Source organism: Ruegeria atlantica, assembly GCF_013032455.1.
Classification (GTDB): Bacteria; Pseudomonadota; Alphaproteobacteria; order Rhodobacterales; family Rhodobacteraceae; genus Ruegeria; species Ruegeria atlantica_B.
Genome location: NZ_WQCF01000011.1, coordinates 54,509 through 69,424, shown reverse-complemented (window position 1 = coordinate 69,424; position 14,916 = coordinate 54,509). Strand labels below are relative to the sequence as shown.

Genomic DNA, 14,916 nt, shown 5'->3' with positions numbered 1-14,916 from the left:
AATTGGCGATTCTGGTAGGTGCACGATGTGAGGCTTTCTGATTTCTGGAATCAGCTATTGGGCCAAGTAAATTGTACGGCTAGCTATAGCCCGCAACTTGGGGCAAGAAGCAGAATATGAAACTAAGCCGTTTGTTAGAGAGATTGCCCGACCTCGCCAGTCGAAACGTGATACCACAAGGTACATTGGATGAGGGACGCCTATTCGCGCTGGGGGCCTTCAATAGTACAGTTTTGGATCTTAACCGGGTGACTGAAGTGGTGGAGGGCCTTAGAGAACACGTAGGCCAGCCGTTTGGTTTGCATCCGTGGGCCTTTACGCTCGACTACTCCACGATGGAAGATGATGGATTATCGAAGCCAGCAACCTTTTTAGAGGTAGTGAGACCGCAACCGGATGACACGGTTTACGTCAGCCAGTTCTTCGTACTCCCCAAGCGACTACACTCTGTAGATAATTTCCTATTCAGGCACGGCCCGGATGGCACGACTATCACCATTGCGCCGACGCTTGGCCAGTCGGAATCTCCTGAAGAACGGGCCGCATTTTCCAACTACCCGCTTGCGATTGCAGTGCTCAATACTCGTGGTAGCAGCGTGGATCTCAAGCGCGCGCCAAGTGTAGTGAACGCAAAGCGTCGGCGGCTTGGTAAGGCCCCGATTCCAGCACACTACAATGTTGATGCGGGGGAGTACCTCTCTGCTCTGGGAACCGAGCTTACTGATGCGGACAAGGGGGGGACTCATACAAGTCCGATCCCGCACCTAAGACGAGCCCACGAACGCGTACTATCGAGCGGTAAGCGCGTTTGGGTTTCATCTGCCTTAGTGAATGTGCGCAGCGAAGGCGACATGGCATTTGTTGAACGTCGCAAAGCCTATCAACGGGCTTAACCTCGACTATTCATGCCTGAAAGCAGGGATGAACAATGAACAACCCCAAGATTACCCTAAAACTAGAAGCAAATACGCTGATGGCTGGCGCGCCTCCATGTAGCAAGTGTAGAAAATGTAGCAGGGGGTAAGGGTCAAAACTGAGTTTTTTCCCATTCGGGAAACAACCGATACCGGTACCGACAACTCGGCAACGCCGGTTAATACGCGCTCGGCCAGCATGTCACCGCCTCCTTTTAATACAGGGACTTACAGGGACTTACAGGGACAGCGAGCGGATAAAACTAGATTGCCAATCCATATTTAGCACGGCCCCAGCTTGAAAAACAATCGAGGTATTCAAGCCGTATTTACGGTGATTTACGGGCAGTCTTGGGGTCTAGTTGACCCGGTCTTTTTGCTTAGGTATCAACTTGGAGAGCTCAGACAAAGTAGCCTCAAACTTCTCCTTAACCGCTTGTGTAGCCTCATCGACGTCCTTTACCGCTGCATCCGGCGCGGATAAGTCCTCAACGCCATGCAGGAATGTCCGCCGTCCATCGTCGCGCTTTTTGGCAAAGTTCATTTTGGTCCCGTCCTGCTGAAAAACCGACTGTTTAGTTCTGCTGGGAAATAGTGCTTGCGTTTAACCCAGACCATACCCTCCGACCTAGATATAACTGCCACATCCACTTCACCACCCACCGTTTCTCGGTCTCGTGTCACCTTGCGCTTCAGGCTTGTAATATCAATCAATGACTCGGCAAGGTTCGCCATCTCTTCTTTTGGCATCATTCTTACCATATCCTTAACGTCTTTCGTATAGTTACTTTCGGTAAATTCGTCTCTCTTTTCCTTCAGGCGGTTAGCTAGGTCATCGAGGTCTGGAACCAGCTTTCTAAGTGCGGTATTGAGTTTTCGCTGGTCCTTGATGATTGGTCCAAGTATCAGGCTTGCCGTCCGTCCAATAGCTTCGCGGATAAGAGTTTGGGAGTACTGGCGCAGTTGCGGGTCAACGCCATTTACGAAGCTTTGAACCATGTCATCTTGTGCGAACCCAATAATTTCGGCCTCTGGACCGTGCCTGCCTATATTCACAATTGCCCGCTCAATGTGCTTTAACCGACCATCCAAGATTCCGTCGATTTCGATGTGTACCAGCGTTGGGCAGAGCTCAGCTTCGCCAAACCCAGCGAAGACCAATCCGGTATAGTTTGTAGAGGCGGTATTCTTACAGATTGCCAAAGCCACAAGCCGGTGTGCAAGTCGCTTGCACTGCTGCGTTAGCTGAACATTTGGGAAGACCGTGGGGAACAATTCATCGATTAGCTTTTTACGGTTGTCGTTAAGGCGGGTATTGCCATACCAAACAGCGTTATCTAGCGCCTCATACTCTTTGATTGCGTCTTGGAGAACGCCCTTCAATACCCCATTAAACTTGCTGACCAGCACCTTTCTTGTTTGCATAATATGGACCTGAAGGGCCTGGTCATATCGAGATGACACAGTGGTAAGCACGTCATAAGCAAACATCTGGAAGTGACGATTGATGTCCCTCGGCGTCGATTCAACTTCGGTATCGAGAAAAGAGATAAACGCATGTCGGCAATCATCTACGGTCGCGAACGCCTTAGCCCCATGTTTACGTCTAAACTCTTTTGCCAAGACCTCCAGCGGCAAGCCCATAAAGTCCAAATTGTTAAAAATCATCAACCCAATAGATGATTGGTCGCTTATCTCGAAAATCTTGTTTGCTGTATTGAAAATCTTGGCTGAGTTGCCTTGACCGATGGTAACGGCACTATCTGCGGCAAGAACAATGGCGGATTTATTGAGGATGGCAATTTCGGCTGTCACGATTTTTTCCGGAGTGCAGTATCTGAAATAAGTTTTGCCGAAAGCGGTAACTGCTGGTTCGGCGTCAAAAGCTTACTTCATTCAGCGCAGTTTTTGACCGAGCTTGCAACAGTTTCGTTACTATCTGATAATTTTATCGACCTTTGTACGCTACTCAAAACTGAGAGAACCCCTCATGAGGTGATTGCGTCAGGTGCTCCGCTCATAATTGAGCAAAAGCCCGCTTTCTAGCGGTGAATAGCGGGGGCAGACCGTCGAGGCCGGGTTTTCTGCGCAGTACGCGCGCGTGTGACTGTTACCGGTTGCCGGGTCTGTATTCCCCTCTGAGGGGATTTGGTGGGTTCGGTCAAATCTAGGGTAAGAAAAAGGGGCGCACCCACCACAAGCGCGCCCCAGGAACAGAGAGGATAATGAAAAACCGCGCTCTCAAAATACCATGAGCGCTAACTTCACCTTCAGTATTGACGGATCTGGCAGGGCCGTCAGTGAAGTGCGTCACGAACACGGAACTCACTTGCCCCGAAACAGTACACCGTGATATTCGGGCCTCTTTTTTTGAGGAGACCCGATATGAGCGACTATTCAGCACACGAAGCACTACACACCGCGTATGTTCTCATGGACAGCTACGGCTCATACGTCGGCGAACATCCGTGGGTGGAGGCCAATCCCGAAATCGCGGCTAAGGTCGAGACCGCCATGGAAGCAATGATGGAAGTGTATCAGGCTATCGGACGGGTCCATTTGGTAGATGATTCAAACTGATAGGGCTATCAAAAGGTGAAGCTAATAGCTCTGGTAGAAGTTGGACAATAAATAGCCCACTTATCACGATGATAAGAACCCACTTCTAAATGCAAAGGCCCTGCCAGAGCGGGGCCTAAGGACAAATCTGACAATATCTAGGCTACTCTGAGCTTGTCATCGTTCGGTATAGCACTGGGTCAGTCATTGACTGCCCTTTTTGGCAAAGGGGCCGTATCGTAAATTCACGGCATCAACGGCAAGCTCCTCAACATGGATGATTGCTTTAACGGGACCTAAGTGTCGTCCCCAGTCCTCACTGTCCTCTATGCCATCTATTAGAATCTGGAATGTCCGAGACACAACCAAATAGGTGAACATCATGCCGCGAACTTCCAAGTTTATCCTGTCGCCAGCAACTGGGATCGTGGGTATTTTAACGTCGAATAGAAATTCTTCCTGACCCTTGCCAGCCGGGACAATCCTGACAAACTCATCCCACATTTCGAAGCCATCAGTCATTGTTGATCCTTCTTAACTAAAACCACACCCGGCCCGTTGGCCGTGTCTCCCTCGTCTAGGAACTGGATTCCTTGGGCTTCGTACCATGTTTTAAGCACAGCAATTGTAGCGGCATTTGGTCCGCGTCCGCTTCGAAGTGCCTCTGCTTCAGTTCGAGAAACCGTATTCGGAGTCACGCCAGTTTGGGTAGCTACTTCCCTAACGCCAATCTTTAGAATTGCCCTTGCTGCCCTTGCCTGTATCGGCGTCATTATGGATACCCTGTATCTTTTTGGTTGCTCTGTATTGACAATTACACTGTCCACTAATAGATACATTGTATCGCTTTTGGGGGCAATATCTGCCCACCCATTTCGTTAGGAGGAAACAGCAATGACCGAACAACGCGTTTGCGCGAATGGGAGCGGCTTGCCCAAAACACGCGCCCAGTTGCAGTCTGATGCATTGGCAATCGAATGCTTAATCGGCGCTATAAACGGTCTCTATGCGTCATCAGATCCGGAACACGATTTGATAGTTCTGACTGAAATCGGACTCCGGCGCGCAAAAGCCCTCACAGACGCGTTGGATAGCATCCACAAACCGGAGGTTTCATCATGAAAGATACGTTTGCACTGTACGAATCAAGCGTTACCAAGTCAGCGGAGGGCAACTGCTACGCAATTTTCAATCTCTGCCGTGTCGGTATCGCAGCGAGCGATTCAGCCATGAACATCGACCTTGTGAACAAGGGTGGCTACGACGCATTGCTCGAAGCAATCGCAGAATTGGCGGCTGACACAATTGAGCGCTTGGAGACTGCACACTTCCCCAAAGAAGAAACAAAAAATAAGGCTGTCTAATCCAGATCCACAATCGGGCGCGGCATTCTCTGCACCCGTTTTCATTTTCGAGATTTGATATGAGTTGTTACAGCGTCAACCGGCACTGGTCCGACCAGTTTCTGCCCGAGATAAAGAGCATCATTGGCCGCCATATTCTACAGGCCGCCCCAGATCCGCTGGACTACTATCAAGCCACGGACCTGTTGATGTTGGACGCCAAGGACATGCGTATAGCGGCAAGGATTAGGCGTCACGGCTTCGCGGTCAGGTATCCGCATCAATTCACCATTCGGGCCAAACTGCCAACTGGGGCTGAAACGGAGCTGTCCAAGATTGTAAATGGTTATGGAGACTGGATGTTCTACGGTCACGCGGGACCTAATGGGCAATCTATAACTAGCTGGCGGTTGATTGACCTAAGGGCATTCAGAGCGGCCCTGATACGGCACAGGACTACGGGTACGCACCTGCTTATGGGCGATAAACGCAACGGTGACGGCACGTGCTTCAAGTGGTTCGACATCAGGTCGTTTCCGAAGGAGCCGCCTTTGGTGGTTGCTCAAGGGTAACAAATCTGTTTGTCGATCATGTTACCCGTTACAGGCGCACCCTGGCCCCTTACGGCACGTGTAGCTTCGGTTAATACAACTATTCCCACAGGCTTTGCCTTTTCGGCAAATTTTGCAGCAGGCAGCGTCAAAAACCTTGGCCTCGCCGTCGGTTTTCATCAAGTTCCAAAACGATTGGGTTGAGACAGGCACATTGCCAGTATTCAACGGTTTTGATGCATCCTGGGCAGAGGCTGGTAACCAGGACAAAGTAAGCGCTAGTGCGCTGATTGAAATGAGGGTTTTCACAATACTGTTCCGTTAACGTTTTCTTAACCCTTGCACGGCAACGCAGAACTTGGAAAAGGCATTTTCAAGGTATCTTTTCGACACTTCGATTAAGGCGATTTTGGAGCAAGATATGAGTGGACTGAAGGGCCAGTGCGCCGAATGTGGTTGGACTACACGACGCAGCTTAAAGAATATGAACAAGAAGCCATGCCCCAAGTGTGGCGGGCCAGTCTACGTTCATGAGGAAGACAGAGGGGCCGCTATTTTCGTTGTAATCGCGGTGGTGGTGTTTGCGGTCATCTTTGCCGCACTAACCGGCAACTGGTGAAAGCTTTTCGAAGCGGATGGTGTGCTTCACACTGAGGCCAACGGGAAAGACTAGGGGCTCTATGCGGTCATTCGTTGCCATATCGTTGGACGAAGAAACTAAGGTAGCTTTTTCACAGATACAGCACGCGCTGCCTGTTGGCCGACCTGTATTGCCGGACAATATGCACCTGACACTAGTCTTTCTGGGTAATCAGGCCGAGGAGATGTTGGTGGAATTGCATGAAGAGTTACTGACACTTTCAATCCCACCTTTCGACGTTGCCTTTTCTGGAGTCGAAAGTTTTGGGCATGTGCTGGCTGTCGGGGTGGCGGATTGTCAGGCGCTCACAGAATTACATCAGAAAGTCCAAACCGCCACGCGGCGAGCAGGAATCATGCTCCCCCGCAGACGCTTCCGCCCGCATGTAACCATCGCTCGATTGAAGCCTAAGCAGCACGAGGCGGTTCAGCACGTCCAGCATCCCCGCACAAATAGAGAGTTGCCGGAAATGCTGGTCACCGGCTTTACGCTCTACCAATCTACCTTGCGTCCTGAAGGTGCCCGACACGATGCCCTAGCGCATTACACCCTCAGATGAGCACAAGCCCAACGTCCCAAGCATTATCCAACATTCTGACGGTTGTCGGCGAGATATAGGAGTACATCTCAATCTGGGGCGGGAATCGAGAAACTGTCAAAATCCGTTAATCAGCTCAGTGTTCGACACCGATTCACGCGCATTTTCAGAATAACGCACAAAAAAACGCACAAAATTTTGAACGTCAGCACGTGTAATACCAGGTAAGTGATTGATTTTAATGGCAGGGGCAGCAGGGTTCGAACCCGCGACCTACGGTTTTGGAGACCGTCGCTCTACCAACTGAGCTATACCCCTAAGGTGCGCCTCAGATATGCCAGCCGCGCGGCGGACTCAAGAGCCTTTTTCAGATTCCACGCGACTAATGCTATCCGACAAACAAGTTGCGCACCGCGTCGAGTTCTATAAGACACGGTTTGGTCAGTACGAGGATCCCTATCCGTGAGTATTCGTAAGAAAATTGCAGACAGCGAAGCCGTCCTGAACTGGGTGGCGCGACGGATTGCAAGCTATATTCGGATGGTCAACCGCAACACCACGTGGCAGCGCATTGGATATGATGAACTGGATGCGTTGGTCGAACAGGGCGAACCGGTGATCGTCGTGCTGTGGCATCAGAGACTGGCACAGTCGCCTTATTTCTTTCCACTGGACAAAGGGCGCATCTGCTCGATTACTTCGGCGGCACGCGCCGGCAGTATGGTAGGTAGGGTGCAGCAGCTGTTCGGCATGGACACGATTGCCATGGCCAGCAAGAAGCGCCATGTCGCCCTGTCGCGCGAGGTGCTGGGCAAGATGAAACAGGGCATCTCAATCGGCATCGCCGCAGATGGCCCCCGTGGCCCCGAAAGGGTGTCCAAAACTGTGCCTCTGGTCTGGGCGCGCTCTTCGGGCAAGCGGGTGTTCGGGATCACATATTCAGCGCGGCATGGTCGTGAGGCAGGCACATGGGATCGACTGCTGATGCCGCGCCCCTGGCGGAATGAGGGCGTGTTTCTGTGCCGTGAATGGACCGAAACCGTACCCCGCAAAGCCAGCGAAGAGCAGGTCGAAGAACTGCGTCAGAGCCTTCAGCAACACATGAACGACATCACCGCCGAAGCTGATCGCATGGTTGGGCGCGAGCCGTGGACGCCCGAGGCTTAACCTCCCCTCAGGCGTTGCATCAAATAGATTTCGCTGCCTTCGGGAATTGGTTCGGTTAGACCGCTGGCAATGACGCGCCCATCAATGGCGATGGAAACACCTGCATCAATCGGGGCCTGCAACTGCGGGTGCGCCTGCACCAGCGCACGCAGCAATTCGCCGGTGGTTTTGGCCTCAACCTCCACCACCTGCTGGCCCCCGGTCAGCGATCGGAGACCGGACCAGAGATGGACCTCAACCATTGTCCTTCAGCGCGGCCAGAATGCGCGGCGGTGACATCGGCAGTTGCTTCATTCGCACGCCCGCCGCATGTGACACAGCGTTAGCAATAGCGGCCAGAGGGGGCACGATGCCCGTCTCACCGACACCACGCACACCGAACGGGTGGCCGGGATTTGGCACTTCGACGATCACTGTGTCGATCATTGGCAGGTCGCTGGCAACGGGAATCCGGTAGTCGAGGAAGATCGAGTTTTGCAGGCGACCGTCTTCGCCATAGATATATTCCTCGTTCAGCGCCCAGCCGATACCTTGCGCGGCACCGCCCTGATACTGACCTTCCACATAGGTGGGGTGGATGGCCTTTCCGGCGTCCTGAATGACAGTGTATCGCGTAACTGAAGTCTTACCGGTCTCGGGGTCAACCTCCGCATCAACGATGTGGGTTCCGAAGGACACGCCTGCGCCTTCGGGGGTAGCTTCGAAGTGCCCCGAGATCGGACCTCCGGTTGCGCCCATATCGGCGGTGATATCGGCCACCGGCATCGGGTCAAAGTCACCTGCGTTGGGCCCCGAGGGTACCGCGCAGCCGTTTTCCCATTTCACCGCATCGACCGGGATGCCCCATTTGGCCGCTGCCCGTTCGCACAACCGTTCAACCGCGTGTTTGGCCGCCTTGATGGTCGCTAGGCCCGACGCGTAAGTCACGCGACTGCCGTGGCTGACGTCGTTGTAGCCCAGCGTCGCGGTATCGGCGATGGTGACGCGGATGTTCTCATAGGGAATGCCAAGGACCTCGGCCGCCATCAGCGCCATCGACGCGCGGGAACCACCGATATCCGGCGTACCAACCATCAACTGGGCCGAGCCATCCTCGGACAGGGCCAGCGACACCGACGTCTCGCCGCCGTGGTTGAACCAGAACCCGCAGGAGATCCCGCGCCCCTGCCCTGGCTTCAGCGGGGCCGAGTAATGCGGATGCGCCTTGGCGGCTTCAAGCGTTTCGACCAAGCCAATACGCTCGTACCGCGGGCCATAGCTGGCTTTGGTGCCTTCGTGCGCTGCGTTTTTCAGGCGGACGTCGATGGGGTCCAGGCCCAGCTTTTTACACATCTCGTCGATGACCGACTCAACGGCAAAGGCCCCCATCGGCGCACCGGGTGCCCGATAGGCAGCTTGCTTCGGGCGGTTGGCCATGACGTCATAGCCGATCTGTTTGACATTGGTCAGATTGTACGCCGCAAAGGCGCACATCGCTGTGAAATCACCCGGAGCCCCCGGAAACGCACCGCCTTGCAGCCGGAATTCGCCACGCGCCGCGGTGATCGTACCGTCATTCTTCATGCCAATCTTGATATCCATCGAGGCCGAGGCGGTCGGGCCGGTCGCCCGGAACACCTCGGACCGCGTCATGACCAGCTTCACGGGGCGGTTAGCCTTGCGGCTCAGTGCCAGCGCGACGGGTTCGATGAAAACGGTTGTCTTGCCGCCGAAGCCGCCGCCAATCTCCGATGCCGTGACGCGCAGTTGCGAGGTCTCGATGCCCAACAAGGCCGCACAGGTTTTCTGCGCGATCCAATGGCCTTGTGTGGTGCACCACAGCTCACCCTTGCCGTCATTGCCCAGCATGCCCAGACAGGCGTGGGGCTCGATGTAACCCTGATGGGTTGCTTCGGTAACAAAGCTGTCTTCGATGACCAGATCAGCCTCGGCGAACCCTGCCTCAACGTCGCCATGACCGCTTTCATGATAGCGCACGACGTTCGGGTGCATGCCTTCGGGCACGGAATAATCCGCTGCGCCTTCACGAATGATCGGCGCGTCCGGGGACATTGCCTTGTCCACATCAGTGACGTGCGGCAATGCTTCGTACTCGACCTCGATCAGCTTCAGCGCATCGCGCGCCGCCAGAGCAGACGTCGCTGCCACAGCCGCGACCGCGTGCCCGTCATACAGAGCCTTTTCCCCGGCCATGACGTTTTCCAGCACGTTCCAGAACTCGCCTTCCAGACCGGGTTTGAACGGCACTTCGGCGAAATCCGCGCGTGTCACAACGGCTTTGACATCCTTTTGTGCCTCGGCCTTCGATGTGTCGATTTTGACGATCCGTGCGTGGGCGTGAGGCGAACGCAGGATCGCGCCATGCAGCATTCCCGGCGCCGAAACATCGGCCCCAAACTTGGCGCGGCCTGTGACCTTGTCCAACCCGTCCGGGCGATCCGGGCGCGTACCAACGAAAGTGAATTCCGATTTGCGATCGTCCAGAGCCATTATGACGCCTCCCGCAGTTCTTCGGCCGTTTCCATGACGGCGCGAATGATCTTGTCATAACCGGTGCAGCGGCAGAGGTTTCCTGCCAGCCAGTACCGAGTTTCCTCCTCGGTCGGGTTGGGGTTTTTCTCCAACAGCGACTTGGCCGCAACCAGAATCCCCGGCGTGCAGATACCGCATTGCAGCGCGGCGAGTTCGATGAACTTCTTCTGCAGTGGATGCAGAACGTCGCCATCCGCGATACCCTCGACGGTTTCGATGGTCTTGCCCTCGGCCTCGACCCCCAGCATCAGACAGGAACAGACCAGACGACCATCGACGGTGACCGAGCACGCGCCGCAGTCACCGGTACCGCAGCCCTCTTTCGCGCCGGTCAGGTTCAACTTGTCGCGCAGACAGTCCAGCAGGGTTTCGCGCGGATCGCAAAGATATTCAACCGCGTCACCGTTCACGGTGGTGGATACATGGAACTTGCTCATGCTTGCTCTCCCTTGGCACGGGCATAGGCGATTTTGGCGGCGCGTTTGGCCAGAACGCCAGCAACCTCGGTGCGGAATGCGATCGTGCCGCGCTTGTCGTCGATCGGGTTACAGGCGGCGGATGCGGCAGCGGCCAAGGCGTCCAGCGCGGCATCATCCAGCGTGCTTCCAATGATGGCCTTGGCACAGTCTTCGTCCAGCAGAACGGTCGGCGCCACAGCGCCCAGCGAAACGCGGGCCTCGGTGATGGTATCGCCGTCCAGACGCAAGTTCACGCCAACGCCGACCACAGCGATGTCCATCTCGGTCCGTGGAATGAACCGCAGGTAGGCGTCGCCGCCATTCTCACCCCGCGCGGGGATGTTGACGGCCGAGACCACCTCACCCTTCTCCAAGGACGTCTTGCCGGGTCCGGTCGGAATATCTTTTACGGCCACTTCTCGGTCACCCTCTGGGCCGGTCACCGTAACCGTCACGCCCGCTGCCACCATAGCAGGCACCGAATCCGCCGCCGGAGAGCCATTGCAAAGGTTGCCAGTCAGAGTCGCACGGCCCTGGACCTGGGTCGAACCGATCAGGTCCATCGCCTCGACCACGCCTGGCCAGTCGCGACCAAGATCGGGATGTTCGCTCATCTCGGCACCGGTGGTAGCAACGCCCAGCGTCCAACTGCCATCGGGATTACGTGTAATATCGCGTACACCGTCGATCTTTTTGATGTCGATCAACGTATCGGGTGTCACCAGTTCCGAGCGCAGTTGCACCAGAACATCCGTGCCCCCCGCTAGAAACCGAGTAATGCCCGTTGCGTTTGCTGCCAGCGCCGAGGCTTCGGCAAAGCTGGCGGGGCTGTGATAATCCATGAAATACCTCGCACCTGTTGATCAGGATTCACTGGGTTCGAAGGGGACGTTAGTGCAGCAGCATACCGGCGTCCATGGCTGGAACGACCAATTTTTGCGTTATCCGGTGTCGTTTCCAGACCTTATTTCAGAGGTCGATTTCGATCACACCGTTCGGTTGCGCCGCGCGGCTTTGACAAAGGATCATCGCGCCCTCGCGTTGCTTGTTCGAAAGAACGAAATCGCGATGGTCGACTTCGCCTGATATCACGCCACATTTACAGACCCCACAGATACCATCGGAGCATTTCACATCCACCTGAATTCCGGCCTCTGTCAGCACCTGTGCAGCGTCCTTATCTGCAGGAACGGTCAACTCACGACCGGAGTTTGCCAGCCTTAACGTGAACGGATGGTTCTCATACTCGGGCTGCTCGGGAACCGAGAAATACTCCAGATGCCGCGCCTCTTCGGGGAATCCCTGCCGTAATGCGGCCTGCATCACGCCGTCCATATAACGATCCGGCCCGCAGGTATAAATGTGCCAGCCGTCCTGATAACCCTTTAGAATATTGTCCAAATCTGCTCGCGTGCCCTCGTCCGAGAAATGGTAGTGTACGTGATCCGTCCAAGGCGCTGACGCCAGATCGGCCAAATACCCAGCACTGGCGCGGGTGCTGGCAGAATAATGCAGCTCAAACTGTTTTCCCAGCGTGTGCAGGCGGTGGGCAAAAGCGATCATCGGAGTGATGCCGATCCCGCCACCCATCAAGAAGGTCTTGGTCGCAGTCTCATCCAGCTCGAAATGATTGATGGGTTTCGAGATGAATACCTTGCGCCCTTCATTAAAGATGCGGTGCAAAAGCGCCGAACCCCCGCGCCCCTCATCCTCGCGCAGTACCCCGATCTGATAGGTCGCCCGATCCGACGGATCGCCGGACATGGAATACTGACGCAGGAATTCCGGTGCGACCAGCACATCCAGATGGGCCCCTGCCGTCCAGTCCGGCAAAGGCGCACCGTCGAGGGCCGAGAATTCGTATTTGGTCACATCAGCCGCCATCTTATCTACTTTGGTCACCTCAACCCGTATCACTGGCGCATCGCCCGCGATGTAGTAACGGTGGATCACCGACATATCACCGGCAGTTTTGCGGGCCTTGTATTCCTCGGCCGTCACCATCGTCTGATAGGCCTCGATACCGGCCTCGCGGTCCATGGCAAAAGGATAGGGCCACGGATGCGGGGCCAGGTATGCAGGGTAGACCGCCAGTGTCTGGTCTTCGTATTTCAGATTCAGATCGGTTTGCAGGCCGCGCCGATTCAAAGGGTGTGCGGTGGGTCTGTAGGCTCCGTCCGCCTGCAACTCGAGATCCCACCACCATTTCTTGGTCTCGTTCAACCCACCATTCCCGACAGCATCATCCAGCCGGGCCAAAGCAGGTGCAGCGGACGGAATGTTCATCGCCGCCCAACGGAACGGGCGCTCCTTGAAGATACCTTCAAGGTTCCACGGGCAGGTTTTCATGCACCGCCCACACATTGCGCCTCCGGGTGTCGTTACCCGATACGTCGCGCATTTCTGGCTGTCCGATTTCCAAATCTCATAGCCGTTGAACATCAGCTTCGGCCCGGCTGTGATCGCCCCCGAGGGGCATTCGCGCGCGCATTTGTTGCAGCTTTCGCAAAAGCTCTGCAGACCAAAATCAATCGGCTTGTCGTGCGCAATCGGCATATCCGTCGTCACCGCACCGGATTTCAGACGCGGGCCGAGATAGGGGTTCAGGATCACCTCGCCGATCCGGCTGACCTCACCCAGCCCGGACAACAGCAACAGCGGGGGCTGCAGCACTTCGCCATCCATCACCGTATGCGCCTTGGCCTTGTAGCCGAGATTGCGGATCTGCTGCGCGATCACCCCGCCCAGTAGGGAAAAGCGCAGATAGGCGCGCATCGACTGGGCGACGCTGATCCAGTCGTCGCCGCTGGCGCCCTCCATCGTTTCATAACCCTGATCGATGATCATGCTGATGGCTTGGTCATGAGGCGGCGTGATCTCTTCTCCCGTCGCATCGTGAGAATACCATGCCCATTCAGGACAACGGCTGAGCCCCACCGCATCGACACCCAAAAAATAGCTCGCGGCCTTGATACTCGCGGCATTGCGCGCCGCATCGGACTGCGGCGCAACATTCGCACTCTCGCCATCCTGCAGCAGCACAAACGCGCCCAGCGCGCGACGCTGCGCACAGCTAGGGGCAGCCTTGCGCACGTAATACCCACCCTTGGCTGCGTCCTGCAGTGATTTACCCATGTCCCCGAACTGAGCCCGTGCAAACATATCTGCCCGCTTCGGAACCCGGGCGACGTTTTCTTCGTCGATATACGTGGTTGGATCCTCGACGCGCTTAAGCTTTTCGAACGGGTGCGCCCCATCCACGTAACGGCGCTTGGCATAGGGGTCGCGGTTCAGCGCATTTTTGGCAAAGCCCGTACCCAGCCACCATGCCGGGCCGCGCGTACGGAACCACGGTTGTTGCGCCATGGGGCGCAGGGGTCGGTCATGCGCGATTTCCAACTCGGTCGTCACTGCCGCCAGACCAAATCGTTTACCCAGCCACGGAGCCACCAAGTCGTCGCCCTCGACCGAGGCCAGCCCTGCAGCAACAGCCAGCCGCCCTAGATCAACTTCGGAAGACATCGCCGTATGTGCCCGCGCATCGAAACCCAACAAGCGGATATAGTTGGCAATTACCACCGCATTCTCTGTGGCCAGCAAACAGACGCGGTGATCCTGCGCGCCCATGATCCAATCCGCACCTGGTTCACCCGGCTCGGGGTCGCGGTTGTGTTCGTACAGAAAGACAATGGCATGGCGATGCGTGCCCATTGGTTTGGGCGCGGCCTCCATGCTTTCTTTCAGGTCGGCCATGATCAGGTCTATCCCCGAAGCCAACGTCTTGGTCTGGCGCGTTTTCAACGCGTGGGCCAGACGGTCGATATCGGGATTACGACGAGGCTCAGGCAACAGCGCCTCAATCGGTAAAGAGCCACAGCCCATCATCGACGCATCATTGAAATATCCAAATGCCTTCAGATGATTGGCGCGCTCCAAAGGGTCTGCAGGAATTTCCGAGACCGCAGGATTCACGAATCCATCGCGGATAGTGTCCATCATCGCCTGAAACTCACCCATCGCATTGACGATGCTTTCGGGGTGTTTGGGGCGTCGGAAACTTAGTTCAGGCATCGGCACGACCGAGGACAAGTCCGGCATATCGGGTTGCCGCGCCAACCGCTCCAGAGGATATCGGCCCATGTGAACCGGCCGGTTTTTGTCCGAGAAAAAGCGGATTCCCATCGCGTGCCTCCTGATGATGAATATCACCTAAT

16 protein-coding genes and 1 tRNA gene are annotated in these 14,916 nt (G+C 55.6%); 8 read left to right on the top strand and 9 right to left on the bottom strand.

Features of this window, described 5'->3' with window-relative positions; translation table 11 throughout:
- Positions 1 to 116: 116 nt before the first annotated feature.
- On the top strand, positions 117 to 893 hold the full coding sequence (locus GOW93_RS17110; RefSeq protein ID WP_170386990.1) for a hypothetical protein: 777 nt from the start codon (positions 117 to 119) through the stop codon (positions 891 to 893).
- Positions 894 to 1,272: 379 nt separating this feature from the next.
- Here the strand turns inward: GOW93_RS17110 and GOW93_RS17105 are convergent, their stop codons facing one another.
- Together GOW93_RS17105 and GOW93_RS17100 are read right to left on the bottom strand one after the other, a co-directional pair.
- Positions 1,273 to 1,458, bottom strand: a complete 186-nt coding sequence (locus tag GOW93_RS17105) for a hypothetical protein (protein ID WP_170386989.1) — start codon at positions 1,456 to 1,458, stop codon at positions 1,273 to 1,275.
- Entirely contained in the window at positions 1,455 to 2,729 is a 1,275-nt protein-coding gene (locus GOW93_RS17100) for a hypothetical protein (protein WP_170386988.1), read from the bottom strand. The genes GOW93_RS17105 and GOW93_RS17100 overlap by 4 nt, the downstream gene beginning before the upstream one ends.
- A 570-nt stretch (positions 2,730 to 3,299) precedes the next feature.
- Between GOW93_RS17100 and GOW93_RS17095 the strand changes: the two genes are divergently transcribed.
- Positions 3,300 to 3,494 (top strand): hypothetical protein, encoded by a 195-nt coding sequence (locus GOW93_RS17095; protein ID WP_170386987.1) that lies wholly within the window; start codon positions 3,300 to 3,302, stop codon positions 3,492 to 3,494.
- A 183-nt stretch (positions 3,495 to 3,677) separates the two neighbouring features.
- Here the strand turns inward: GOW93_RS17095 and GOW93_RS17090 are convergent, their stop codons facing one another.
- The gene (locus GOW93_RS17090; RefSeq protein ID WP_170386986.1) at positions 3,678 to 3,995 is read right to left on the bottom strand and encodes a hypothetical protein; all 318 of its coding nucleotides are present in this window, start codon (positions 3,993 to 3,995) and stop codon (positions 3,678 to 3,680) included.
- Positions 3,996 to 4,367: 372 nt separating this feature from the next.
- Between GOW93_RS17090 and GOW93_RS17085 the strand changes: the two genes are divergently transcribed.
- The 5 genes from GOW93_RS17085 to thpR all read left to right on the top strand — a co-directional run bounded on the left by GOW93_RS17085 (position 4,368) and on the right by thpR (position 6,566).
- Positions 4,368 to 4,595, top strand: a complete 228-nt coding sequence (locus tag GOW93_RS17085) for a hypothetical protein (protein WP_170386985.1) — start codon at positions 4,368 to 4,370, stop codon at positions 4,593 to 4,595.
- Positions 4,592 to 4,837 carry a hypothetical protein gene (locus tag GOW93_RS17080; protein WP_170386984.1) on the top strand — a complete coding sequence of 82 codons (246 nt, stop codon included), beginning with the start codon at positions 4,592 to 4,594 and terminating at the stop codon, positions 4,835 to 4,837. Before GOW93_RS17085 ends, GOW93_RS17080 begins: the two co-directional genes overlap by 4 nt.
- 59 nt (positions 4,838 to 4,896) lie before the next feature.
- Positions 4,897 to 5,388 carry a hypothetical protein gene (locus GOW93_RS17075; protein ID WP_170386983.1) on the top strand — a complete coding sequence of 164 codons (492 nt, stop codon included), beginning with the start codon at positions 4,897 to 4,899 and terminating at the stop codon, positions 5,386 to 5,388.
- A gap of 400 nt (positions 5,389 to 5,788) precedes the next feature.
- On the top strand, positions 5,789 to 5,986 hold the full coding sequence (locus GOW93_RS17070) for a DUF983 domain-containing protein (protein WP_170386982.1): 198 nt from the start codon (positions 5,789 to 5,791) through the stop codon (positions 5,984 to 5,986).
- Between the two features lie 16 nt (positions 5,987 to 6,002).
- Positions 6,003 to 6,566: an RNA 2',3'-cyclic phosphodiesterase gene (gene thpR / locus GOW93_RS17065; RefSeq protein WP_368039684.1), complete on the top strand. Its 564-nt coding sequence runs from the start codon at positions 6,003 to 6,005 to the stop codon at positions 6,564 to 6,566.
- Between the two features lie 221 nt (positions 6,567 to 6,787).
- Here the strand turns inward: thpR and GOW93_RS17060 are convergent.
- A tRNA-Trp gene (locus GOW93_RS17060) sits at positions 6,788 to 6,863 on the bottom strand.
- 144 nt (positions 6,864 to 7,007) lie between these two features.
- Between GOW93_RS17060 and GOW93_RS17055 the strand changes: the two genes are divergently transcribed.
- On the top strand, positions 7,008 to 7,712 hold the full coding sequence (locus GOW93_RS17055) for a lysophospholipid acyltransferase family protein (protein ID WP_170386980.1): 705 nt from the start codon (positions 7,008 to 7,010) through the stop codon (positions 7,710 to 7,712).
- Here GOW93_RS17055 and GOW93_RS17050 read toward each other — a convergent pair.
- The 5 genes from GOW93_RS17050 to GOW93_RS17030 all read right to left on the bottom strand — a co-directional run bounded on the left by GOW93_RS17050 (position 7,709) and on the right by GOW93_RS17030 (position 14,884).
- A complete protein-coding gene (locus GOW93_RS17050; RefSeq protein WP_170386979.1) occupies positions 7,709 to 7,954 on the bottom strand; it encodes a MoaD/ThiS family protein in 246 nt (81 codons plus the stop codon). The two genes, GOW93_RS17055 and GOW93_RS17050, sit on opposite strands and share 4 nt — an antisense overlap.
- The gene (locus tag GOW93_RS17045; RefSeq protein ID WP_170386977.1) at positions 7,947 to 10,202 is read right to left on the bottom strand and encodes a xanthine dehydrogenase family protein molybdopterin-binding subunit; all 2,256 of its coding nucleotides are present in this window, start codon (positions 10,200 to 10,202) and stop codon (positions 7,947 to 7,949) included. The genes GOW93_RS17050 and GOW93_RS17045 overlap by 8 nt, the downstream gene beginning before the upstream one ends.
- Positions 10,202 to 10,681, bottom strand: a complete 480-nt coding sequence (locus GOW93_RS17040; protein WP_170386975.1) for a (2Fe-2S)-binding protein — start codon at positions 10,679 to 10,681, stop codon at positions 10,202 to 10,204. Before GOW93_RS17040 ends, GOW93_RS17045 begins: the two co-directional genes overlap by 1 nt.
- On the bottom strand, positions 10,678 to 11,544 hold the full coding sequence (locus GOW93_RS17035; RefSeq protein ID WP_170386973.1) for an FAD binding domain-containing protein: 867 nt from the start codon (positions 11,542 to 11,544) through the stop codon (positions 10,678 to 10,680). Before GOW93_RS17035 ends, GOW93_RS17040 begins: the two co-directional genes overlap by 4 nt.
- Before the next feature lie 127 nt (positions 11,545 to 11,671).
- On the bottom strand, positions 11,672 to 14,884 hold the full coding sequence (locus tag GOW93_RS17030) for a reductive dehalogenase (RefSeq protein ID WP_170386971.1): 3,213 nt from the start codon (positions 14,882 to 14,884) through the stop codon (positions 11,672 to 11,674).
- Positions 14,885 to 14,916: the final 32 nt, after the last annotated feature.

Coding starts and splice junctions, on each gene's coding strand:
- GOW93_RS17085 (WP_170386985.1), top strand. CDS start 4,368: ATGACCGAACAACGCGTTTGCGCGAATGGGAGCGGCTTGCCCAAAACA.
- GOW93_RS17080 (WP_170386984.1), top strand. CDS start 4,592: ATGAAAGATACGTTTGCACTGTACGAATCAAGCGTTACCAAGTCAGCG.
- GOW93_RS17045 (WP_170386977.1), bottom strand. CDS start 10,202: ATGGCTCTGGACGATCGCAAATCGGAATTCACTTTCGTTGGTACGCGC.
- GOW93_RS17105 (WP_170386989.1), bottom strand. CDS start 1,458: ATGAACTTTGCCAAAAAGCGCGACGATGGACGGCGGACATTCCTGCAT.
- GOW93_RS17030 (WP_170386971.1), bottom strand. CDS start 14,884: ATGGGAATCCGCTTTTTCTCGGACAAAAACCGGCCGGTTCACATGGGC.
- GOW93_RS17040 (WP_170386975.1), bottom strand. CDS start 10,681: ATGAGCAAGTTCCATGTATCCACCACCGTGAACGGTGACGCGGTTGAA.
- GOW93_RS17095 (WP_170386987.1), top strand. CDS start 3,300: ATGAGCGACTATTCAGCACACGAAGCACTACACACCGCGTATGTTCTC.
- GOW93_RS17035 (WP_170386973.1), bottom strand. CDS start 11,544: ATGGATTATCACAGCCCCGCCAGCTTTGCCGAAGCCTCGGCGCTGGCA.
- thpR (WP_368039684.1), top strand. CDS start 6,003: ATGGTGTGCTTCACACTGAGGCCAACGGGAAAGACTAGGGGCTCTATG.
- GOW93_RS17110 (WP_170386990.1), top strand. CDS start 117: ATGAAACTAAGCCGTTTGTTAGAGAGATTGCCCGACCTCGCCAGTCGA.
- GOW93_RS17050 (WP_170386979.1), bottom strand. CDS start 7,954: ATGGTTGAGGTCCATCTCTGGTCCGGTCTCCGATCGCTGACCGGGGGC.
- GOW93_RS17090 (WP_170386986.1), bottom strand. CDS start 3,995: ATGACTGATGGCTTCGAAATGTGGGATGAGTTTGTCAGGATTGTCCCG.
- GOW93_RS17070 (WP_170386982.1), top strand. CDS start 5,789: ATGAGTGGACTGAAGGGCCAGTGCGCCGAATGTGGTTGGACTACACGA.
- GOW93_RS17075 (WP_170386983.1), top strand. CDS start 4,897: ATGAGTTGTTACAGCGTCAACCGGCACTGGTCCGACCAGTTTCTGCCC.